Annotated in this window: 20 protein-coding genes and 2 pseudogenes; 12 read left to right on the top strand and 10 right to left on the bottom strand. The window is 62.9% G+C overall.

The genetic code is table 11. The annotated features are described in order from the left end of the window. Positions 1 to 284 precede the first annotated feature (284 nt). Positions 285 to 455: a cytochrome c-type biogenesis protein gene (locus AR689_RS23350; RefSeq protein ID WP_197412883.1), complete on the top strand. Its 171-nt coding sequence runs from the start codon at positions 285 to 287 to the stop codon at positions 453 to 455. A gap of 128 nt (positions 456 to 583) precedes the next feature. On the opposite strand, the gene AR689_RS13965 is transcribed toward AR689_RS23350, so the two are convergent. Beyond that, complete coding sequence (locus AR689_RS13965) at positions 584 to 823, bottom strand: hypothetical protein (RefSeq protein WP_062071089.1); 240 nt, start codon at positions 821 to 823, stop codon at positions 584 to 586. A gap of 112 nt (positions 824 to 935) precedes the next feature. Here AR689_RS13965 and AR689_RS13960 point away from each other — a divergent pair, with 112 nt between their 5' ends. The 3 genes and pseudogenes from AR689_RS13960 (at position 936) to AR689_RS13950 (ending at position 2,470) form a co-directional block, all read left to right on the top strand. After that, positions 936 to 1,448 (top strand): DUF6328 family protein, encoded by a 513-nt coding sequence (locus tag AR689_RS13960; protein WP_062071087.1) that lies wholly within the window; start codon positions 936 to 938, stop codon positions 1,446 to 1,448. 3 nt (positions 1,449 to 1,451) lie between these two features. Next, a complete protein-coding gene (locus AR689_RS13955) occupies positions 1,452 to 2,162 on the top strand; it encodes a DUF6766 family protein (protein WP_231745522.1) in 711 nt (236 codons plus the stop codon). A 41-nt stretch (positions 2,163 to 2,203) separates the two neighbouring features. After that, positions 2,204 to 2,470 (top strand): annotated as a pseudogene (locus AR689_RS13950) (DUF7218 family protein). 64 nt (positions 2,471 to 2,534) lie between these two features. On the opposite strand, the gene ku reads toward AR689_RS13950, so the two are convergent. Further along, positions 2,535 to 3,401 carry a non-homologous end joining protein Ku gene (ku, locus tag AR689_RS13945; protein ID WP_062071085.1) on the bottom strand — a complete coding sequence of 289 codons (867 nt, stop codon included), beginning with the start codon at positions 3,399 to 3,401 and terminating at the stop codon, positions 2,535 to 2,537. 38 nt (positions 3,402 to 3,439) lie between these two features. Here ku and AR689_RS13940 point away from each other — a divergent pair, with 38 nt between their 5' ends. Continuing rightward, a complete protein-coding gene (locus AR689_RS13940) occupies positions 3,440 to 6,016 on the top strand; it encodes an ATP-dependent DNA ligase (protein WP_062071083.1) in 2,577 nt (858 codons plus the stop codon). 99 nt (positions 6,017 to 6,115) lie between these two features. On the opposite strand, the gene AR689_RS13935 is transcribed toward AR689_RS13940, so the two are convergent. Then, the gene (locus tag AR689_RS13935; RefSeq protein WP_062071082.1) at positions 6,116 to 6,376 is read right to left on the bottom strand and encodes a hypothetical protein; all 261 of its coding nucleotides are present in this window, start codon (positions 6,374 to 6,376) and stop codon (positions 6,116 to 6,118) included. A 48-nt stretch (positions 6,377 to 6,424) separates the two neighbouring features. Then, the gene (locus AR689_RS13930) at positions 6,425 to 6,625 is read right to left on the bottom strand and encodes a hypothetical protein (RefSeq protein ID WP_062071080.1); all 201 of its coding nucleotides are present in this window, start codon (positions 6,623 to 6,625) and stop codon (positions 6,425 to 6,427) included. Positions 6,626 to 6,912: 287 nt separating this feature from the next. Here AR689_RS13930 and AR689_RS13925 point away from each other — a divergent pair, with 287 nt between their 5' ends. From AR689_RS13925 to AR689_RS13910, 4 genes and pseudogenes are all read left to right on the top strand, one after another. Then, the gene (locus tag AR689_RS13925) at positions 6,913 to 7,698 is read left to right on the top strand and encodes a putative protein N(5)-glutamine methyltransferase (protein WP_062071078.1); all 786 of its coding nucleotides are present in this window, start codon (positions 6,913 to 6,915) and stop codon (positions 7,696 to 7,698) included. A 111-nt stretch (positions 7,699 to 7,809) separates the two neighbouring features. Beyond that, positions 7,810 to 8,262 (top strand): annotated as a pseudogene (locus AR689_RS13920) (type I restriction enzyme endonuclease domain-containing protein); the annotation flags it as partial. Positions 8,263 to 8,532: 270 nt separating this feature from the next. Then, positions 8,533 to 8,814: a hypothetical protein gene (locus AR689_RS13915; protein ID WP_062071074.1), complete on the top strand. Its 282-nt coding sequence runs from the start codon at positions 8,533 to 8,535 to the stop codon at positions 8,812 to 8,814. A gap of 229 nt (positions 8,815 to 9,043) precedes the next feature. Then, entirely contained in the window at positions 9,044 to 10,669 is a 1,626-nt protein-coding gene (locus AR689_RS13910; RefSeq protein ID WP_062071073.1) for an MFS transporter, read from the top strand. 156 nt (positions 10,670 to 10,825) lie between these two features. On the opposite strand, the gene AR689_RS13905 is transcribed toward AR689_RS13910, so the two are convergent. Next, positions 10,826 to 11,485 (bottom strand): TetR/AcrR family transcriptional regulator, encoded by a 660-nt coding sequence (locus tag AR689_RS13905; protein WP_062071071.1) that lies wholly within the window; start codon positions 11,483 to 11,485, stop codon positions 10,826 to 10,828. A 53-nt stretch (positions 11,486 to 11,538) separates the two neighbouring features. Here AR689_RS13905 and AR689_RS13900 point away from each other — a divergent pair, with 53 nt between their 5' ends. After that, a complete protein-coding gene (locus AR689_RS13900) occupies positions 11,539 to 12,114 on the top strand; it encodes a VOC family protein (protein ID WP_062071069.1) in 576 nt (191 codons plus the stop codon). On the opposite strand, the gene AR689_RS13895 is transcribed toward AR689_RS13900, so the two are convergent. Continuing rightward, complete coding sequence (locus AR689_RS13895) at positions 12,077 to 13,492, bottom strand: aminotransferase-like domain-containing protein (RefSeq protein ID WP_062071067.1); 1,416 nt, start codon at positions 13,490 to 13,492, stop codon at positions 12,077 to 12,079. The two genes, AR689_RS13900 and AR689_RS13895, sit on opposite strands and share 38 nt — an antisense overlap. Between AR689_RS13895 and AR689_RS13890 the strand changes: the two genes are divergently transcribed. Continuing rightward, the gene (locus tag AR689_RS13890) at positions 13,491 to 14,411 is read left to right on the top strand and encodes a DMT family transporter (RefSeq protein ID WP_062071065.1); all 921 of its coding nucleotides are present in this window, start codon (positions 13,491 to 13,493) and stop codon (positions 14,409 to 14,411) included. The two genes, AR689_RS13895 and AR689_RS13890, sit on opposite strands and share 2 nt — an antisense overlap. Here AR689_RS13890 and AR689_RS13885 read toward each other — a convergent pair. Together AR689_RS13885 and AR689_RS13880 are read right to left on the bottom strand one after the other, a co-directional pair. Next, complete coding sequence (locus AR689_RS13885) at positions 14,401 to 14,928, bottom strand: GNAT family N-acetyltransferase (protein WP_062071063.1); 528 nt, start codon at positions 14,926 to 14,928, stop codon at positions 14,401 to 14,403. The genes AR689_RS13890 and AR689_RS13885 overlap by 11 nt on opposite strands. Then, positions 14,925 to 15,395, bottom strand: a complete 471-nt coding sequence (locus AR689_RS13880) for an SRPBCC family protein (protein ID WP_062071061.1) — start codon at positions 15,393 to 15,395, stop codon at positions 14,925 to 14,927. The genes AR689_RS13885 and AR689_RS13880 overlap by 4 nt, the downstream gene beginning before the upstream one ends. 145 nt (positions 15,396 to 15,540) lie before the next feature. On the opposite strand from AR689_RS13880, the gene AR689_RS13875 reads away from it, so the two are divergent. After that, the gene (locus AR689_RS13875; RefSeq protein ID WP_502686027.1) at positions 15,541 to 16,581 is read left to right on the top strand and encodes an FUSC family protein; all 1,041 of its coding nucleotides are present in this window, start codon (positions 15,541 to 15,543) and stop codon (positions 16,579 to 16,581) included. On the opposite strand, the gene AR689_RS13870 is transcribed toward AR689_RS13875, so the two are convergent. Together AR689_RS13870 and AR689_RS13865 are read right to left on the bottom strand one after the other, a co-directional pair. Beyond that, complete coding sequence (locus tag AR689_RS13870; RefSeq protein WP_062071057.1) at positions 16,574 to 17,005, bottom strand: hypothetical protein; 432 nt, start codon at positions 17,003 to 17,005, stop codon at positions 16,574 to 16,576. The genes AR689_RS13875 and AR689_RS13870 overlap by 8 nt on opposite strands. 121 nt (positions 17,006 to 17,126) lie before the next feature. Beyond that, on the bottom strand, positions 17,127 to 18,875 hold the full coding sequence (locus AR689_RS13865; RefSeq protein WP_082697972.1) for a sigma-70 family RNA polymerase sigma factor: 1,749 nt from the start codon (positions 18,873 to 18,875) through the stop codon (positions 17,127 to 17,129). Positions 18,876 to 19,033: the final 158 nt, after the last annotated feature.

Below are 19,033 nucleotides of genomic sequence, written 5' to 3'. Positions count from 1 at the left end.
GCGAAAATCCGTGCCGGCCAAAAACTCCGGCACCGCCCCATCATCAAATGACGACTTCCATAAGCCTTTCATAAGGGTGCTTAGTAGTACAATGAGGAGTGTTGCTGTTCACGACGGGCGAACTCCAGCCATCCGGGCGAAGGCCGTACTTTGCAGCGACAAAGGCACCTGGGGCCTCAAAACTCCCCAAGTACCGGCATAACTAAATCGAAGTAAGTAGGAATGCATAGTTGGGAATCCTCGACAATCGTCAAAAGGTGCCCCCGGAAAGGAATGTGCTGACCATGAATACGCTTCTGATCATTGCTGGTGTAGTAGCAATTGTTCTCCTTATTGTGGGTGGCTTCACCCAGGCCCTGAACTGGTTGCTGTGGGTAGGGGTCATCCTGCTCGTTGTCGCAGCCATCGGCTGGTTGCTGAACTTCATGTCGGGTCGCAGAGGCCACACGGTATAAAGCAGCCGGATCTGGTCCGCCCAGAGCTATGGGGGTAGCCAACAGGCACTTGCAGGCAATCAGCATCTACAGACCGCGAGGGCTGTTCCCGCTACTGAACGTGCGGCGTGAACAGCCCTCTCACATCACTAGTTGCCGTCCGTGCCTTCTCCTGTGGCCGAGGGTGGTGGGGCCGCATCCGGATTCCGGGGCGTGGGGAACTCGTCAGACGGGGCTTCAGGTACTCCCTGGGAGTCAGGTATATCCGCGGCGGGCCGTTCCGGCGTCTCGCGTTCATCACCCTGACCGGGCATTTCCTGTTCGGGCGTGGGCGTTCCGTAACCTCCGGGCTCGTGGTCCGGGTCCACCCGGTGCTCGTCCTGGCTCATTTCTTCCTCCTTGGAAATCCGTTGAGGCCCCGGTCAAACGCCGGGGAATGCTGACAGTCCGACCGTAGTCCGGCGCAACGCCGGCGTCCACCAAATCCGCAGAGGTGTATGAATGGTAGAGCCGGAGCAGGCCCCCAGATTCGGCAGGAACGAGTCCACCGAGGAGCGCATGGACCGTAACTGGATGGAACTGATCCAGGAATTGCGGGTGCTCCAGACCGGCGTCCAGATTCTGGGCGGCTTCCTGCTGACGCTACCCTTCCATGATCGCTTCGGAGAGTTGGACGACTGGCAACGGAGCCTCTACCTCTTCAACGTGATGGTGGCAGCCCTGACCACTGTCCTGATTGTGCTCCCTGTCAGCGTGCACCGCAGACTCTTCAGACGAGGACTTAAAAATGTGCTCGTCTCCAGCGCAGACACCATCACCAAGTGGGCGTTGGCCGGAGTGACCATCCTCATTGCCGGTTCGGCATCGCTGGTCTTCGATGTCACTGCAGGCAGGACCGCAGGATTGGTGGCAGGCGGTTTCATCATCCTGGTGCTGCTGGTTTTGGTGGTCGGAATGCCGCTGTGGCTGCAGCGGCAAGGAATGCGCAGCAACGGCGATACCCGGGAAGAATGAGCGATGCTGCTCCCCAGCAAAGCCCACGAGGACTCTGTGAAACGAGGACCGATGGCGCAGTGGATAAAGAACCACGGGCTGTTGCTGGTGAATGTGGGTTTGTTCGTCATGTTTTTCGGCGGAATGATCATCTCCGGGGCAGCAAGTTACAGCGAGGAGCAGCAAAGCCACGGCGGACCACCCATCGGCATCCCGGAGTACCTCGCCACAGGACATTTTGTGGAAGCCATCTTCGAGAATTGGGAGTCGGAGTTCCTGCAAATGGCCATGTACGTGGTCCTCACGGTTTTCCTGTTCCAAAAGGGTTCATCCGAGTCCAAGCCCATGGATAAGGTCTCTCCGCAAGATGAAGATCCGCGCGACGCCAAGAAGACCAGCAAGACCCCGTGGCCGGTCAGGCGCGGCGGGTGGGTCCTGAAGGTTTACGAGCACTCACTCTCTGGACTGTTGGGCCTGTTGTTCCTGGCGTCCTTCACCCTGCACGCCATTGGTGGAACGGCCGCCTACAACGAAGAGCAGCTGAGCCATGGCCTGTCCAAAGTTTCCACGTGGGAATACATGGCTTCCAGTCAGTTTTGGTTTGAGTCCTTCCAGAACTGGCAAAGTGAGTTCCTTGCCGTAGCCGTCCTGGTAGGAGCTTCCGTGTACCTCCGTGAGCGGGGTTCACCCGAGTCCAAACCTGTGGCGGAACCGCACTACGAAACCGGGGCCTAGTAGAGGTAGAGACCAGCCGAAAGAGGGAAAGGAAACACATCATGCCGGGAAAGAAGACTTCCAGTTTGAAGGACCCACAGCTCTATGAAGAGCTTCGCGACGATGGCGCTTCGAAGGAGAAGGCCGCACGTATCTCCAACGCCGCCGCAGCCAAGGGCCGCAAAGAAGTAGGCAGCAAAGGAGGGAAGTCAGGAGATTACGACGATTAGACCGTGGACAAATTGAAGGCCCGCGCCAAGGAACTAGGGCTCAAAGGCTACTCAGATAAGAAGAAATCCGAACTGATCTCCATGTTGCGAAATCACTAAAACCAAACAAAAGCGGCGGCCGCCCACATGACGGCCGCCGCTTTTATGGAATGACGACGCCGGTTCACGCCTTTTTCTTGGCCCGCGCCTTCGGTTTGCTGGCCGTTTTGGTGGCGGCAGCGCCGTCGTCGTCCGCTTTTTCCTTGCCGCGCTTCTTATCCAGGCTGCGCTTCAGCGCTTCCATGAGGTCGATGACGTCGCCGCCTTCGCCCTCCCCTTCCACCACGCCAAAGGTGGCCTCGGTGTCCAGGGCTTCACCCTTCTCCAGCTTGGCCTCGATCAAGGTCTTCAGCTGGGCTTGGTAATCATCGGTGTAAGAATCGGGGTCAAAGTCGTGCGCCATCGACTCCACCAGGGCGGATGACATTTCCAGTTCTTTATCCGAGATTTTGATATCCGTCTCCAGGGACGGGAACTTGGCCTCACGGACCTCATCCCCCCACAGGAGCGCCTGGAGCAACAACACGTCCTCACGAACACGGAGCGCCCCCAGCCGGGTCTTCTGCCGCAGTGCGTACTGCACGATCGCGATCCTGTCCGTGTCCTCCAGCGTCTGCCGGAGCAACATATAGGCCTTGGGCGACTTGGAATCCGGCTCCAGGAAATAGCTGCGCTCGTACATGATGGGGTCCAACTGCTCGGCGGGGATAAACTCCACCACCTCAATTTCGCGGCTGTTCTCCTCAGGCAATGACTTCAATTCAGCCGAGGTAAGGACCACGGTGCGGCCCTCTTCCTCGTAGGCCTTATCAATATCCTCATAAGCCACCACTTCGCTGCAAATTTCGCATTTCCGCTGGTACCGGATTCGGCCGCCGTCCTTATTGTGGACTTGATGCAGGCCAATATCGTGATCCTCTGTGGCGCTATAGAGCTTCACTGGTACGTTGACCAGACCGAACGCGATGGATCCCTTCCAAATGGCCCTCATGCACCCAGTCAACAGCACAACACAGCAGAGGAGAAGAGGTGGCAGGCAAGCAACAAGAGCGCGTGAACGTGCAAGGCCACGAGCTCACCCTCACCAACCTGGGCAAAATCATCTACCCGGAAACCGGCACCACCAAGGCCGAAGTGCTGGAATACTATGCCGCAGTGGCACCTTTCCTCATCCCCGCCGCTGCCAACCGTCCTGTCACCCGCAAGCGCTGGGTCAACGGAGTGGGCACCGCCGAACACCCCGGGCAGGTCTTCTTCCAGAAAAACCTGGAGGACTCCGCGCCCACATGGATTCCCCGTGCCGCCATCCAGCATTCGGACCACTCCAACGTATATCCCCTGGTCAACAACCTGGCCACACTCACCTGGATGGCGCAGATCGCGTCCTTGGAAATCCACGTTCCGCAGTGGCAGGTGGACGCCTCCGGGAAGCCGCTCAGGCCCGATCGCTTTGTGCTGGACCTCGATCCCGGCCCCGGTGCTGGCCTGCCTGAGTGTGTGGAAGTAGCCGAGCTGGCCCGGTCCATCCTTCAGGACATGGGCATGGAGCCGGTCCCTGTCACCAGCGGCAGCAAAGGTATTCACCTCTACACAGGCCTCGACGGGACACTGAAGTCCGAGCAAGTGTCCGCCTTCGCCCACGAGCTCGCCCGCGCCCTGGAATCCGACCACCCGGACTTGGTGGTCAGCGATATGAAGAAGTCCCTCCGCCACGGCAAAGTGCTGGTGGACTGGAGCCAGAACAGCGGCAACAAGACCACCATCGTCCCGTACTCACTCCGCGGAAAAGCTCAGCCCACCGTCGCAGCGCCGCGCACGTGGCGGGAGCTCGCCTCCGCGTCGTTGGAGCACCTGGACTTTCTTTCCGTGATGAAACGGGTCAAGACAGGCAAAGACCACTTCGCGCCGATTTCCGAACGGCACCTGCCGCCGCACGGGGAGGAAGAGAAGGACGACGGCGGTCCTGGCGCGGGCGGTACGGGCACCGGTAGTTCGGGCACCGGTAGCTCGGGCACCGGCAGTTCGGGCGCCGACCGTGAGCGGGTGGTGACAGTCGAGAACCGTCTCGCCAAGTACGTCGGGATGCGCGATCCGGACAAAACCCCGGAGCCGTTCCCGTCGTCGTCGGCCGTTTCCAGTGGCGCGCCGGGCCGCTCGTCCTCAGACCAGCCTCAGCCGGGCGAGCCGCCGCCACCCGGCGGCATTTTCGTCATTCAAGAGCACCACGCCCGCCGCTACCACCTCGACTTCCGCCTGGAGCATGAAGGCGTCCTGGTCTCCTGGGCGCTCCCCCGCGGCGTTCCCGAAACGACGGAGCGGAACAACCTGGCCGTTCACACCGAAGACCACCCCATGGACTACGCCACCTTTGCCGGCGTCATTCCCAAGGGCGAGTACGGTGCGGGGACGGTCAGCATCTGGGACCGCGGCGACTACACCTGCGAGAAATGGCGCGATGGCAAGGAAGTGATCGCGACCCTCACAGGCGAGCCGGGTGGCGGGCTTGGTGGCACCAAACGCTTCGCGCTCATCAACACGGGACAGAACTGGCTGATCCACCTGATGAAGGAGCAGGCGGGCGGGCGGAAGATCACCACGGCGACGTCCTCGCCCAAGCCTGCTGCCGCCGTCGGTCCGGTGCCCATGCCCAATTACACCCCCATGCTGGCCACCTCCGGCACCACAGCAGAACTCCGCGGCGACGATTGGCTGTATGAGCTGAAATGGGACGGGATCCGGGCGATCATCACCGGCACGGAGGGCAAGATCCGCCTGATGAGCCGCAACGGGAACGACCTCACGGCCACGTACCCGGAGTTGACCGACCGCGCGTCCTGGCCTGAGGGCGACTTTGTGGCGGATGGCGAAATCGTGGCGCTCGGTAAGGGGTCCAGGCCTGATTTCGGGCGGTTGCAGCTCCGGATGAACCTGGTCAAGACCGCTGACATCGAACGTGCCCGGGCATCGGTTCCGGTGCAGCTCATGGTCTTCGATCTTCTGTACGACGACGGCACGGACCTGAGTGGGCTGCCGTTCCGCGAACGCCGCGAGCGGCTTTCCGGGTTTGCAGGGCGGTTTGCGGCAGGCTCTCCGCTGCACCTGTCTTCAGTCCTTGACCATGACGTGGAGGACCTCATGACCAGCGCAGCCGAGCTTGGTCTGGAGGGTGTCATGGCCAAGAAGGCCGACAGTCGTTATGTGATCGGCCGCCGCAGCAGGTCCTGGATCAAGCTCAAGCTGGAGCAAAGCCAGGAGGTGGTGGTGGGCGGTTGGCGGCCCGGCGCTGGGGCGCGGAGCGGGACTTTCGGCGCGTTGCTGTTGGGCATCCCCGACGGCGACAAGCTGCACTACGTGGGCAGGGTTGGCACCGGTTTTAAGGACTGGCAACTGCGGGACATTATGGAGCGTCTTGAGCCGCGGGTGGTGAGCGGATCACCTTTCGTGGACATTCCCCGCGAGGATGCAGCGGGTGCCACGTGGGTGAGCCCGGACCTGGTGGCCGAGGTGACTTTCGGCGAATGGACGGGACCCGGCCGGCTGCGTCATCCCGTGTGGCGTGGCTGGCGTCCGGACAAGTCCCCCGACGACGTCAGCCAGCCCAACTAGGTAGCAGATCGAGTCGTTCTGAGCGCTGAGAACGACCTGAACTGCGACCCAGTTGGGCTGGCTACGCGGGTTGGTTCGGGTGGGTTGGTTCGGGTGACGCTAGGAGGAGTGCGGCATCTGCGGGCGGCTGGTCCTGTGGATCGCCGTCACAGCTGCTCCCTGGCCCATGCGGCCATGGGCTTGATCGCGTTCCTTCGGGTGGCGGCGCTTACCGTTCCCGTCCGGCCATTGCCTGCCCTGATCAGCGCCCAGGGCAACGGCGACAGTGGTTGGTTCGGGCATGGGCGCCATGTCCATGGACTCCACCAAGTGGCTTGCAACCTCAGGATTGATGCGGTCAGACTCGTGATTCGCAGTCATGATTTTCCCTTTCCAGTGTGCTGTATTTCAGTGTGCCTCTCCGCAGGTTTACCAGCGGACTTTCTTCTCGGTCTTGGCCTGCTTGCCGCTGGCGGAGGTGGGCTTGTGCCCCTTGCCGGTGCTTTGCCAGCCGGCCGGAGCGCCGCCCCCGGACTTGCTGGCCAGCATGGCCTTCTGGGCGTCGGTCAACTTGGACTTGATACCACCGGCGGCCGGGGTCTTTTTGTTTTCGGAAGGGTTGGCAGTCATATGTGGACTCCTCAAAGTGTGAGTCCTGAAGAGACACGTATCCTATGTCGTTGCGGTTCGGGAAAAAGGCGTCGAGAACGGGAACGGCATGGAGGCAGGGCCTCAACAGGCGTGGATTTTTGTCAGGTTAAACTCGGCTGTGCCGCTCAGGGCAAAGGCCGGTCTACTCAAAAATCAGTGTTCCCATGAGTCATACCCTAGCCAAGTCCCGGCGGATTTGTGAACCCCTCATCTGCAGCATCTTTGAACCACGATTCCCACCGCACCGGAAGTAGTCCTCGGCTAGCATGGCAAACGTGACCCGGAGCGTATCCATCGCCACCACCCTGCGCGCCGCCGGCTGTGTTTTCGCGGAGGACGAAGCCCGGCTCCTCATCGACGCCGCCCGGCATCCGGATGAGCTCCGCCGCATGGTGGACCAACGCCGCAACGGACTTCCCTTGGAGCATATTGTGGGCTGGGCGGATTTCTGCGGGAAACGCATGACCGTCAGCCAAGGAGTGTTCGTGCCCCGGCGTCGCACGGAGTTCCTGGTCCGCCAGGCGGCGATGATCGCCAAACCAGGAGCCGTCGTCGTGGACCTCTGCTGCGGTTCCGGTGCGATAGGTGCCGCGCTCAGCGATCTTCTGGAGAGCTGTGAACTGCACGCCTCCGACATCCACCCCGCCGCAGTTCAGTGCGCGCGACGCAACGTTGAGCCCCGGGGCGGGCGGGTCCACCAAGGTGACCTCTATGACGCGCTCCCCCGTGAACTCCGCGGAAGAGTGGACGTCCTGCTGGCAAACGCGCCGTACGTCCCTACGGAGTCCATTGGAATGATGCCGCCGGAGGCGCGCCTCCACGAGCCGAAGGTAGCGCTCGACGGCGGTGCTGACGGCTTGGCGGTCCAGCGTCGGGTAGCGCTGGGGGCGGCTCAATGGCTTGCGCCGGGTGGGTCTTTGCTGATGGAAACCTCCGTGCAGCAGGCGCCTGAGTCGGCCCGGATTCTGGACGGGGCCGGGTTGTCCTCGAAGGTGGCCTCGGACGAGTCGCTCGGGGGAACCGTGGTGCTCGGGTCACGAGCCAGGGAGTGAGGGCCAAAGGAGAAAGCGAAGGCCGACACCTTTTCAGGTGCCGGCCTTCACTGTTTCAGTTGACGTCCCACCCGGCCGTCTTCGATGCCTCCAACTCGGCAAATTTGGTGGTCAGTGATGCGCCAGCGGGCCTTCTCTGAACGCATTACCGAGCTGATGCGGAAGTACACCAACCAGCAGCTGACATAGGCGGAGATCATCGCGGCGTTGGTGGAGCTGGCACGCGAAGTCGCTGCCGAGGGCAACCGAGGCACTCATTTCACGCCCCCTCTGAATTCGGACGAGCTGGCTTTCTATGACGCTGTGGCCTCCAACGAATCTGCCGTGGAGATACAGGGCGAAGGCGTGCTCGCCGATATCGCCCGCGAGCTGCTGTCAGTGATGCGCCGGGACGTTCGGACCGATTGGACGGTGCGCGATGACGTCAGGGCAAAACTTCGTTCCTCGATCAAGAGGCTTCTGGTCCGTTTCGGGTACCCGCCGGACAAGCAGCCTGAAGCGATCAAACTGGTGATGGAGCAGATGGAGTCTATGGCCCCTCGGTTTGCGGAAGCACGGCTCTAGCTGGAAGCTACGCCGGCGTGGTCGTTGAGGCGCCTTCTGGCCGATACGCTGGAATCATCCGGCAAGAGCCTGCTGTGCCGTTAACGAACAAAAGACCCGAGTGCAATCGGGTCTTTTGTTCAGCGCGGTGCGCTCATTGGTGCGGTCAGAGGGTCACAGCCTCAAATCCGAACACTTTGAGTGTATGGCCCTACGCACGTAGGGCGCAACGTTGTTGTGCCCACAGACACGTGCAGGCCGTGCCCTGTTCCTCCGGGAGGAGGTGCCGGCATGGAATCCAAACGGAAACGTGAAGAACCATGGGGCGCCTGGAACCTGGTGGTCAACATCATCCGACTAGTCGTTGATGTGGTCCGCCTGTTCTGGCACAACATCCCCTTACCGGGAGCGGTGGCCATCGGCGCAATGCTGGTGGCCACCGTCAATGTGCCACCGGCTGGTCCTACTCGCGCAACTGCCCGGCCCGTATTTGTGGGCACGACGATCGGAGTGACGACTCCCAAACAGTCAGCTTTTAGGCCCGATTCGCCCCTGTTACATGGGCTCAGCTAAACAATTTGGTAACAACGTGCTCCGGAGGGCAAAAACGGGGTTGGATCCGCATGGTTGCAGGGCAAGAGCGGGTAATGAGATGCAACACAACTAGGCAATTTGCACCCTCTTTAGGCCCAAAAATACGATCTCAACTCGGGTTTTTGGTCCAAAACGCGTAAAATTGAAACCCTGCCCAGAGCGGGGCAGCAGAAGTCGCAAGCAAATGACCTCCCTAGGAGAAGCCCAAATGCCCACAGACCAAAGCAACACCGTCTCTCCGGATGGCGCAAGGAACGCCACCGGGACCCAGGTAATGGCAGGCCCCACCCCGGCCGCCACAAACGCAGTAAAGAACGCAACGAAGAAAACGAAGCTTCGCCCGAAGCGGCGGCTCAAAGAGTCCGACGTCAACGTGGTGAATAAGCCGATGCTGCGCAAAGCACTCGGCGGCACCATCGTCGGCAACACCATGGAATGGTACGACGTCGGCGTTTTCGGCTACCTCATCACCACCATGGGTCCTGTCTTCCTGCCCGAAGCAGACCCGTCGGTCCAAACACTCTTCCTTCTGGGCACGTTCGCCGCAACTTTCATCGCCCGCCCCCTCGGTGGCATCGTGTTCGGTTGGCTCGGTGACAAAGTCGGCCGCCAGAAGGTCCTCGCAGCAACACTGCTGCTGATGGCGGCAAGTACGTTCGCCGTCGGCCTCCTCCCCGGTTACGCGCAGATCGGCATCTGGGCCGCAGCGCTACTGGTCATCCTGAAGCTCGTCCAGGGCTTCTCCACCGGTGGCGAGTACGCCGGTGCCACAACCTTCGTCAGCGAGTACGCCCCGGACAAGCGCCGCGGCTACTTCGCCAGCTTCCTTGATATGGGCAGCTACATCGGCTTCGCCCTCGGCGCCGCCCTGGTTTCGGTCCTGCAGCTCACGCTCGGACAGGCAGCCATGGAGGAATGGGGTTGGAGGATTCCGTTCCTGATCGCTGGTCCGCTGGGCCTCATCGCGGTGTACTTCCGTAGCAAGATTGAGGAATCCCCCCAGTTCCAGGCAACCTTGGACGCACAGGAAGCCTCCGCCAAGGATGCAGCTTCACAGGATGCTGCAGTGGCAAAGGGCCCGGTGGGCATCATCAAGGCCTACTGGCGCCAGATCGTGCTGGCCATGATCCTGGCCGCAGCTGCCAACACTGTTGGCTACGCACTGACGTCCTACATGCCCACGTACCTCACGGATTCCAAGGGCTACGACCCCGTCCACGGCACCCTGCTGACCATCCCGGTCCTGGTGATCATGGCCGTGTGCATCCCGCTGACGGGCAAGTTGTCCGACCGCATCGGACGCCGTCCGGTGCTGTGGGTTGGCGCAGGCAGCACCATCGTCTTCTCCATCCCGGCGTTCATGCTGATCGGTATCGGCGAGATCTGGTCCACACTGGCAGGCCTTGCACTGATCGCTTTCCCGGTGACGTTCTACATCGCCAACCTTGCCTCGGCCCTGCCGGCCTTGTTCCCGACGTCCAGCCGTTACGGCGGAATGGGCATCGCTTACAACTTCTCGGTGGCGATCTTCGGCGGAACCACGCCGTTCATCGTCCAGGGCCTTATCGAAGGCACGGGCGATGACATGATGCCCGCGTACTACCTGATGGCAACGTCCATCGTGGGCGCAATCGCCATCTACTTCCTGCGTGAATCCGCCCAGCGTCCGCTGCCGGGCTCCATGCCCAGTGTTGACACCCAGGCTGAAGCACGCGAGCTCGTAGCAACGCAGGACACCAACCCGCTCATCAACCTGGACGAGATGCCGTTCGACGGCCAGCCCATTGATGACGCCGTGTTCGGCAAAGGCAACAAGGACCTGACTCCCGCTTAGGAACTCACTGCCTGCAACTTCTGCATAGCGATTCAGCTAGTTCGCGGCAGCTTGCCGCCCACCGTAGCCACCAACCCCAAGGCGCTCTCCTTGGTGCTGGTGGCTACGGCTGTTAAGAGGCGCACGCTGAAGGGCGTACGACGGCGGGTCCCCGGCTTAGGCGGCGGGTCCCGGTCTGCTTGGGCTGGCAAAGTGCAGCCAGGTCCGGAGCAGCCATTCCTCCAGCTGGAGCCGGTCCCAGCCGATGGCAGTCCTCATGAGGAGGTAGGCGTCGGCGGACGCCAGCAGCCCGGTGGTGTCGGCCACCCAAGCAACGTCCACGTCGGCACTAATCAGCCGGTCGCGGGCAAGGCCCTCCCACATGCGATGCGAGGCGGCGATGGTATCCCGCCGAGCGGCGTCGAAAGCGGCAGCGATCAGGGGCTCACTGGCCTCAGCTTCACGGGCGACGGCAAACAGGGGCCCGGTGCGGATCATGGTGTCAGCCACGCCTGCAGCGAATGCCCGGAGGCGGGATTCCAGTGACTCTCCAGCGGGCTGTTCGGCCGCAACTTCGCGCTGACCTGTTGATTCATGGTGCCCCGCATCTACCGGGCCCCGGAACGTCTGGTCGACGACGCGTTTGAGTAACTCTGCTTTGCTGCTGAATCGCAGGAAAAGGGTCCGCTCGGCGCAGTCGGCTTCCTGTGCGATCTGGCTCATGGTGGTGGCGGCGTAGCCCTGGCGTTCGAAGAGGACCCGGGCTGCCGCGACGACTGCCCGTTCGGTCCTCCGGATTCTCGGGTCAACGCTGGAACTCTTGTCATCAACGCTCATGAAGTGCAGTATAGGTGCATTAATTCAGTCTTGCTGCATAAGGAGTGATTGAGATGACAGCTGACATGGTTCCGCCGTCACTGGGACTTCGTGGGGTGAAGCTCCCCGTGGTGGATCTCGAAGCAACACGGAGCTGGTATTCCTTGATTTTCGGGTGGGAGACCATCATGGAATTCCCCGATTCCAGTGGCGTGATCCAAGGGGCCGCGGGCCGCGTGCCCGGCCCAAACCCGGTGGGCTTGTCCTTCCGGGCCAACCCTGGGGCGGTCCCCCAGGAAGGGCTGGAGCTGGCCTTCGACATCGAAACCCGTGCAGACCTCGAGGCCTGGTTGGATCACTTGGACCGCCACAACGTGCAGCACTCACCCATCATTGATGCGACGGTGGCGTGGCTGGTGGTCTTCAAGGATCCCGACGGCCACGAGATCCATCTCATGACCCGCGAGAAGCATGGGATCGATCAAACCGGGCGGCCGGGCTACGGTCGTACGGTGGCCGAAACACCTGCAGGCTCACCCGCGCAACCCCGTCGCTCCCCCGCGCCTGCGTTGCTGCCCCGCGACGGGATAGCGGGCTGGCAACGGGAAAGCATCAGGATCCCAGCAACCCCCGCACCGCCTCGCCAATGATCCGTGCGCCTTCCGGGAAACGGCCGGGGTTGGGGCCGGCGTAGTTGAGCCGGATATACGGCCCTTCCGGCTCCTCGGGGAACCATTCCGCACCCGCGGCGATGAGCACACCGGCCGCCTCGCAATCCTTGGTGAGCTGATCGACGTCGAACCCGTCCGGCATCCGCACCCACAAGTTCAAGCCACCCTTGGGCAGGTGGCTGAGGTGGGCCTCCGGAACGTGTTCGCGAAGGCTGGTGACCAGGAGATCCCGGCGGGACTGCAGCTGATGGCTGAGTCCACGGAGGTGAGTTTGCCACCCGGGCTGCGTGACGACGTCGAGCGCTGCCGCCTGAAGCACGCCGCTGACGTACATCGACTCGGCAGCTTGCGCACCCATAATGCGTTCACGCGCCGGGCCCCGGGCAATGATGGCTGCGATGCGGATGGACGGCGAAACGCTCTTGGTCAGGGAGCGGATGTAGACAACGTGGCCGGAATCGTCCTTGGCGGCCAGTGGCACGGAAGACGCGGTGATGCCGAAGTCGTGCGCCCAGTCGTCCTCCACAAGGAAAGCTCCGTGGCGTTGGACGATCCGCAGCACCTCCTCGCCGCGTTCCGCCGGCCATTGCGCTCCCGTGGGATTGGCGAAGTTGGGCTGGGCGTAGAACAACCGCGCACCCGATTCTTCGAAGGCCCTGTCCAGCTCTTCCGGGTCCGGCCCCTCCGGGCCGCTGGGGACAGGGATGACTTTCACACCCGCCTGACCCGCAGCCAGCAGCGCGCCCCAGTAACTGGGTGACTCCACCAGCAGCGGCCGGCCATGGCCTACCAACCCGCGAAAAATCGAGCTGAGTCCGCTTTGGCTTCCAGGAAGGACCACGACGTCGCTGGGCTGGGGAGGCGTGACGCCCACCGGCGTGGAGGTACTGAGTTCCTGCGCAAACCAGGCCTGGAGCTCAGGAAGTCCCTGCGCGGGAGGCCGGGACAAGGCAGCGCCCCCTCTGGCGGCCCGTGTGAGGGCGGCGCGGACGAGTCGTTCCGGGAGGAGTTCGCGGTCCGGATACCCGGAGTGGAACGCGATCACATCATTGGGCGCGCTCCTCATAGCCCCGGAGTTCAGCGGGCGGGCGGTTTGGGCTGCCCGCAACGCCGCTGTTTGCCAGCCGTAATCCGAGGGCCTGGCTGAGCGGTAGGCGCGCACAAAGGTCCCCACCCCCGGCCGGCTCTCGATGAGGCCCTGCGCCGTGAGCGTCCTCAAGGCTTTCTGCACTGTGACGGGGCTGGCTTGGTACTCCGCCACGAGTTGGCGGGTTGATGGCAGTTTGGCTCCGGGCGCAGCCCCCGCGATCCACTCTTTTAGTCGCGAGACAATTCGGGAACTGCTATCGTTGTTCATGAGTCACAATAGTAGCGCTACTACCCTTTCGCGGCCAGTGATATCCACCCGGACATCGACCGGTGTCTGGTGGGGCCTCCTTGGCGTCGTCGCTTTCTCCTTCACCGTTCCGCTCACGCGGGTGGCTGTGGAAGGCATGTCTCCCCTGTTTATTGGAGCGGGCCGGGCCGTGGTGGCCGCCGTTCTTGCGGCGCTGGCTCTGGCGTTTACGCGGCAGCGATTACCGCAGGGCGGTCAGTGGATTCGCCTTGCTGTGGTGGCAGGAGGGATCGTGGCCGGGTTCCCGCTGCTCACTACCTTTGCCCTGACCAGCACGTCAGCCAGCCATGGAGCCGTGGTGATCGCGCTCCTGCCCGCAGCCACGGCCACCGCGGCCGTGATCAGGGGACGCGAACGCCCCCGCCCGCTGTTCTGGGTTCTGACGTTCACCGGAGTGGTCGCGGCCTTGGTCTTTGCGCTGGTCCAGTCCGGAGGGTTCGGCTCGCTTCACTGGGCGGACCTGCTCCTGCTGGCTGCCGTGCTTGCCGCTGCCGTTGGCTACGCAGAAGGTGGCATGCTGGCCCGCGAACTCGGATCGTGGCAGACCATCTCCTGGGCGCTGGTGGTCGCCTCGCCAGTGATGATCATCCTGACTGCGGTTTCGCTCAGCTCCGGACTGCCCTCCGCATCCGGCACCCAGTGGCTGTCCTTCGCCTACTTGGGGGTGGTGAGTATGTTCCTCGGCTTCTTTGCCTGGTACCGCGGCCTGGCTATCGGGCCCATGGCGCAGGTCAGCCAGATCCAACTCGTCCAACCCGTGATGACCATTGCGTGGGCCGGGCTCCTGCTGGGCGAGTCCATCACCTGGACCACCGTGGTGGGTGGCCTCGCGGTGATCATCTGCGCCGGCGCCGCCGTCCGTGTCAGGCTCAGGAAGTAGGAAGGTCCGGCGGAACGACGGGCCGCCACATGGCAACGCGCGGCCAGCGCGTCAGGCCCAGCTCCGCCTCGTGCTCCATCAGGTGGGTCAAGCCGGGACCCCAGGATCCGGCGTCGAGCACGTCAAAACCCAGGCGCCGATAATACGGAGCATTCCATGGCACATCCCTGAAAGTGCTGAGGGTCTGCCGCTGCATTCCGTGGCCCCGCGCCCACACCCGTGCGGCATGCAACAGTTCCCGCCCCAGGCCCTGGTGAGCTTGATCCGGATGGACACTGACCTGCTCCACGTGGCCGTCGCCGTCAACGATGTCCGCCAACAAGTACGCCACAGGGTAGTCGAGCCCGTCCACGGACACCCATGCCCGCCCGGCTGCGGCGTAGGCGCTCAACTCGTCAACGGAGAGTGGTTCATCATCCGCGATGGAATCCATTCCCAAAGCCCTGAAAGCCTCGCCCGCGGCACGCTCGATCTCCTGCAGAACCAGGAGGTCGTCCGCATGCGCGAGCCTGATCATTGCCCGGAGTCCAAGCCTGGTTGGACTCCGGCGACAAGGAACTCGTTGCGCTTCTCAATAAGGTTCTGCAGGTACCGGGCCAGGATCAGCTTCTCCACCAGCCTGCCCAGCGGGCCGAACGGCGCGGCGAATTCGATGGTGTCCACCATGAGCGTTCCACTGCCTTCGGGCCGGAACTCGTGCGTGTGGCGGAGGTACTTGAAAGGGCCCTTCACCTGCTCATCAGAGAACGACGTCGGTGCCTCCATCCGCGTGATGCGGCTGGTCATGCGGAACCGGACTCCGAGGTGCCACGCCTGCCAGGTGACAGTCTCACCTTCGGAGATCAGTCCGGTGGTGACGCCGCCGATCGCTTTCTCGCGGCTCTGGGTCATGGACCCCACGTGGGCATCGATGTTGCGGGAAAGATCGAACAGATCCTGCGGCGGCATGGTGGAGCGGGTGCGGCAAACGAAGGCGACTGGCATACCTCGATCTTCCCATTCCTTCCCTGTTCCGCGCGCCAGAGTCCGCTACGGGTTGTGACCGGGCTTATGGCGGTCCGGGCGGGGATGCTGATAATTTTCAAAGACAACCCTGACTGATTGGTGGTGTTCGCCCGTGCCCGCATTGATGGTCCACGCCCGCGAACTCCACCGGCTGGGCCCGGCTAACAACGATCGCCTCTCGGCAGTGCGCGTGGCCCTGAGTGTTGCAGCCCCTGGGCTGTTCCTGATTCTCATCGGCCGCCCGGACCTCATGATGTACGCCGTGTTCGGTGCGCTGACCGGCATGTACGGACGGAACGAGACTCACCAAGCCAGGCTCAAACACCAGGCCCAGGCTGCCCTGTTCCTGGTGGGCGGTCTGACCATCGGGGTGTTCCTTTCCGTCAACCACATCCACTCATGGTGGTTGGTGCTGGTGGCTACGGCGTTTGCCGGCGTCGGATCCCTGTACGCGGATGCCGTCCGGCTCAAACCCATCGGCCCGTTCTTCGGCATTCTCGCCCTGGGCGCCTGCGCCTCCGTGCCCACCAATGTTCCGTTCACGACGGCGGTGCTCATCGGAGCCGCGTCCGCCGCCTTTTCCATGCTGGTGGGCTTTTCGGGCTGGCTGCGGCGGCGCACCTGGCTGGCCGGTGCGGCGCGCGAGGTTCCGGTGTTGCGCGGCCCACTCCGACAGTCGGCCCTGGTTCATGCGGCCCGCTACTCGCTCGCTGTCGGTGCCGCCGGGGTCATCGGCGTCCTGAGCGGCAGCGGCCACCCGCACTGGGCCATGGCCGCAGCGGCCGTGCCCCTCGCAGGAGCCGACCTCCCGAGCCGCGTCCACCGCGGTATCCACCGGATTGTAGGGACGTTCCTCGGTTTGGGGATAGTCGCCGTCGTGCTTTATCCCGGTCCGCTATCGCCGCTTCAGTACTTCCCGGGCCACACCGCGGTGGTACTCGCTGTGCTGGTGGTGCTGTGCCAGTTCCCCACAGAGCTGTTCATGGCACGGCACTACGGATGGGCCATGGTGTTCTTCACGCCGGTCATCCTGCTGATCGCGCAACTGGCCGCCCCCATGGATCCAGGGGTGCTGGTGATGGAGCGTGCCATTGAGACGTTGGTGGGAGCCGTGGTGGGCATCGCGGTGGCCGTGCTGGTGAGGTCCCCGCGGAGAATCAGTTAGTTACCACCAGAATGTTCGGGTGGATTTTCGTCAATCCGCTCGACTCCAGCTCCTTGGTGTCGTAGCCGTCCGAAACCAGCACCGCCGATTTCTGGTCTGGGCCACTAATCCTCAACAGCTCTCCCTGGAGGGACTCACTACAGCCACTATGCGAGAAATACGCGTCGGCGGATTCTACGATCAGGCACGTCGGCCGGTGTTGCCTGCCTTCTCCCAAGTAGTACTTTTTTCCGTTGGCCTCCGCCACCAGAAGGATCTTTTCCAGCTCAACCTCGCCCATGGTCAGCCCTTCCGGGGCCTTGTCCGCCGCCGTCGCCTCCCGTTGCAACGCCTCCAAGCCGGAATAACTGGTACCCGAGCAGCCGCTCAGGAGCAATCCCCCAGCAACCATAGCCACCGCGAATGTCAAGGATCCGTTCTTCATAGCACTGCCCCCTCAGGCTCGAATGAAGTGTCATGGTAACCCGGTCCGTGATGTGGCGCGTGGTCACGTTACAGCGCAAGTTACGGGCCAAGCCCTTGGCCCATGCCACAGGAACCCGACACTAAAAGGTGTTGGAGAAGGAAACCGTCCCCATCCCTGTGCCGCTGAATGAATAGTCCAGGGTGGCTGCTTCCGCTTCGTCCTGCTTGGACACTCCGAGCAGGAACGTCAGGTCATCAGGGTTCACAACGGTGCTGGTGCAGCGGAGTTGCGTGGTGGCTGCGTCTTCCTTTGAACAGGTCCAGCCCACCGGTTCAGTGAGCTTGCCCGGGATCATGTCCGTACCTGCGGAAATCGTGAAGACCACCTCGGCGGAGGCGGGCGGCGCCGTCTGCTCCTTGAGACGGAACGTGACAGTGACGTTGGTGTCCGACGCCGTTGTCCCCTCCTCGGCGGTAAACGTTGCCGTCACCGCCGGCGCCGGAGCCGGCGTTTCGCCCGGGTCCGGACTGGTAGAAGGACTCGGGGTAGCACTCACCGTCATGCTCGGAGTAGGCGTCGGAGACAGTGATGGGGTGGGCTGCGGCGCTGGCAGGGTGGGCGCTACAGAAGGTCCCGTAGGTGCAATGGTTGGCAACGGCTGGGAGGTCGGCGGCAGGGGTTTCCCCGGATATGGCAACGGGTTGGGCAAGAGATTCGGTTCAGGTTTCTTGCCCGGCGGGAAGGGGACGAATACCGGCTCCTCAGGGTTCACCTTGGATGGATCGCTGAGATCCGGAAACAGGGGATACTCCTGTGAAATATTCTCGGCGACCGGCGGGGTCGGCTGCGGCGTGGTGGGCTGACCCGCGGTGGGTGATGCGCCTGCAGCAGGCGGCCCCGAGGTGTTCGATCCCGCCACTCCCAGTGCCATGGCGGCACTCGCTGCGACCGCTGCCAACGCCATGACACCGGCGCCCACCTTCCAGGGGAGGGAGATTCCCTTGGGTGATGCCCCGTGGATGACCGCGCTGCCGGCGTCAGTGCCTGCACCTCCGCCCGCGAGCGCAGGGAAGGCTGAGCTGAACGCAACCCCTGCTACCAGCGGGAAGATCCAGGCCCGCATGGCTGTTTGGACGTCGTTGAGATCCAGGAGCAGGGCGGTGCATTTGGGGCAGCCTTCCAGGTGTTCCTGCACCCGGGCTTGCTTGCGCCGGCTCAGTCCTTCGCGGGAGTACGCACCCAAGTGCGTTGAGTATTCCTCGCATTCTTCCCCTGCCGACGTACTGATGTGGTTCTGGAGGTACGCCTGGCGCAGACCTTCCCGCGCCCGGATAGCGAGTGCGGACACCCCATTGGGCGTCAGGCCCAGGAGCGGTGAGGCTGCGGCAGGCTTCAGTCCTTCAATGTCCACATACCAAAGGACTTCCTGCCAACGTTCCGGAAGGGATCGGAATGCTTGAGCCACCGCCGTCGATTCAAACTTCGCTACCGCTGGATCGTCATGGGCGTCCACGGTGTCCAAGATGTAGGACTCGGAGGTGGGGCTGGTACGGGTGGCGTCCCGGTTCGTGCGGTGGGCCACGCGCCGGACAGCGGTCAGCAGGTAGGCACGGAAAAAAGAATCGGGCCCCTTCCCTGCGGCCAGGGCCTGATATACCGAGGTGAACGCGTCTGCCACCACATCGTCAACATCAGCAAAGTTGTCCAGTTGTGCGGCGGCCACGGCTCGGGCCATGGAATGATGCCGCGCAAAGAGTGTTTCGAAGGCAGCTTTGTTCCCCGAACGGACCAGCAGGACCAGCTGCGCGTCGCTGTCCTCGACGGCGACCGTACCGCCGTCGTGCTTTCCCTGCTGCCCTGTGCCCTCCGTCGGAGCTGTCTCGTCCATGCACTACTCGCTTTGGACACGGCTTTGGTTCGCGGGAAAACACGAGCCCTTAGCGGGGCCCTGCTTGCGGGACCACGCTGCTGCAGCCCCCGTGCAGCAGCCGTGCCCGGCGCCACACTCCAGCATCAGCCTAAGGCCCGCACACCCTCAAAGTGAAC

This window comes from Arthrobacter sp. EpRS71 (assembly GCF_001512285.1).
Lineage (GTDB): Bacteria > Actinomycetota > Actinomycetes > Actinomycetales > Micrococcaceae > Arthrobacter.
Note: the sequence above shows the minus strand (reverse complement) of the source record. Positions and strands in the feature narration are given on the sequence as shown.

Bases quoted from the DNA above. Each gene is read 5' to 3' on its own strand.
- AR689_RS13880 (WP_062071061.1), bottom strand. From the start codon at position 15,395: ATGCCAGTCGCCTTCGTTTGCCGCACCCGCTCCACCATGCCGCCGCAG.
- AR689_RS13915 (WP_062071074.1), top strand. From the start codon at position 8,533: ATGGAATCCAAACGGAAACGTGAAGAACCATGGGGCGCCTGGAACCTG.
- AR689_RS13875 (WP_502686027.1), top strand. From the start codon at position 15,541: ATGGTCCACGCCCGCGAACTCCACCGGCTGGGCCCGGCTAACAACGAT.
- AR689_RS13870 (WP_062071057.1), bottom strand. From the start codon at position 17,005: ATGAAGAACGGATCCTTGACATTCGCGGTGGCTATGGTTGCTGGGGGA.
- AR689_RS13935 (WP_062071082.1), bottom strand. From the start codon at position 6,376: ATGACTGCGAATCACGAGTCTGACCGCATCAATCCTGAGGTTGCAAGC.
- AR689_RS13905 (WP_062071071.1), bottom strand. From the start codon at position 11,485: ATGAGCGTTGATGACAAGAGTTCCAGCGTTGACCCGAGAATCCGGAGG.
- AR689_RS13925 (WP_062071078.1), top strand. From the start codon at position 6,913: ATGGCAAACGTGACCCGGAGCGTATCCATCGCCACCACCCTGCGCGCC.
- ku (WP_062071085.1), bottom strand. From the start codon at position 3,401: ATGAGGGCCATTTGGAAGGGATCCATCGCGTTCGGTCTGGTCAACGTA.
- AR689_RS13890 (WP_062071065.1), top strand. From the start codon at position 13,491: ATGAGTCACAATAGTAGCGCTACTACCCTTTCGCGGCCAGTGATATCC.
- AR689_RS13900 (WP_062071069.1), top strand. From the start codon at position 11,539: ATGACAGCTGACATGGTTCCGCCGTCACTGGGACTTCGTGGGGTGAAG.
- AR689_RS13885 (WP_062071063.1), bottom strand. From the start codon at position 14,928: ATGATCAGGCTCGCGCATGCGGACGACCTCCTGGTTCTGCAGGAGATC.
- AR689_RS13865 (WP_082697972.1), bottom strand. From the start codon at position 18,875: ATGGACGAGACAGCTCCGACGGAGGGCACAGGGCAGCAGGGAAAGCAC.
- AR689_RS13955 (WP_231745522.1), top strand. From the start codon at position 1,452: ATGCTGCTCCCCAGCAAAGCCCACGAGGACTCTGTGAAACGAGGACCG.
- AR689_RS13960 (WP_062071087.1), top strand. From the start codon at position 936: ATGGTAGAGCCGGAGCAGGCCCCCAGATTCGGCAGGAACGAGTCCACC.
- AR689_RS13965 (WP_062071089.1), bottom strand. From the start codon at position 823: ATGAGCCAGGACGAGCACCGGGTGGACCCGGACCACGAGCCCGGAGGT.
- AR689_RS13930 (WP_062071080.1), bottom strand. From the start codon at position 6,625: ATGACTGCCAACCCTTCCGAAAACAAAAAGACCCCGGCCGCCGGTGGT.
- AR689_RS13910 (WP_062071073.1), top strand. From the start codon at position 9,044: ATGCCCACAGACCAAAGCAACACCGTCTCTCCGGATGGCGCAAGGAAC.
- AR689_RS13895 (WP_062071067.1), bottom strand. From the start codon at position 13,492: ATGAACAACGATAGCAGTTCCCGAATTGTCTCGCGACTAAAAGAGTGG.
- AR689_RS23350 (WP_197412883.1), top strand. From the start codon at position 285: ATGAATACGCTTCTGATCATTGCTGGTGTAGTAGCAATTGTTCTCCTT.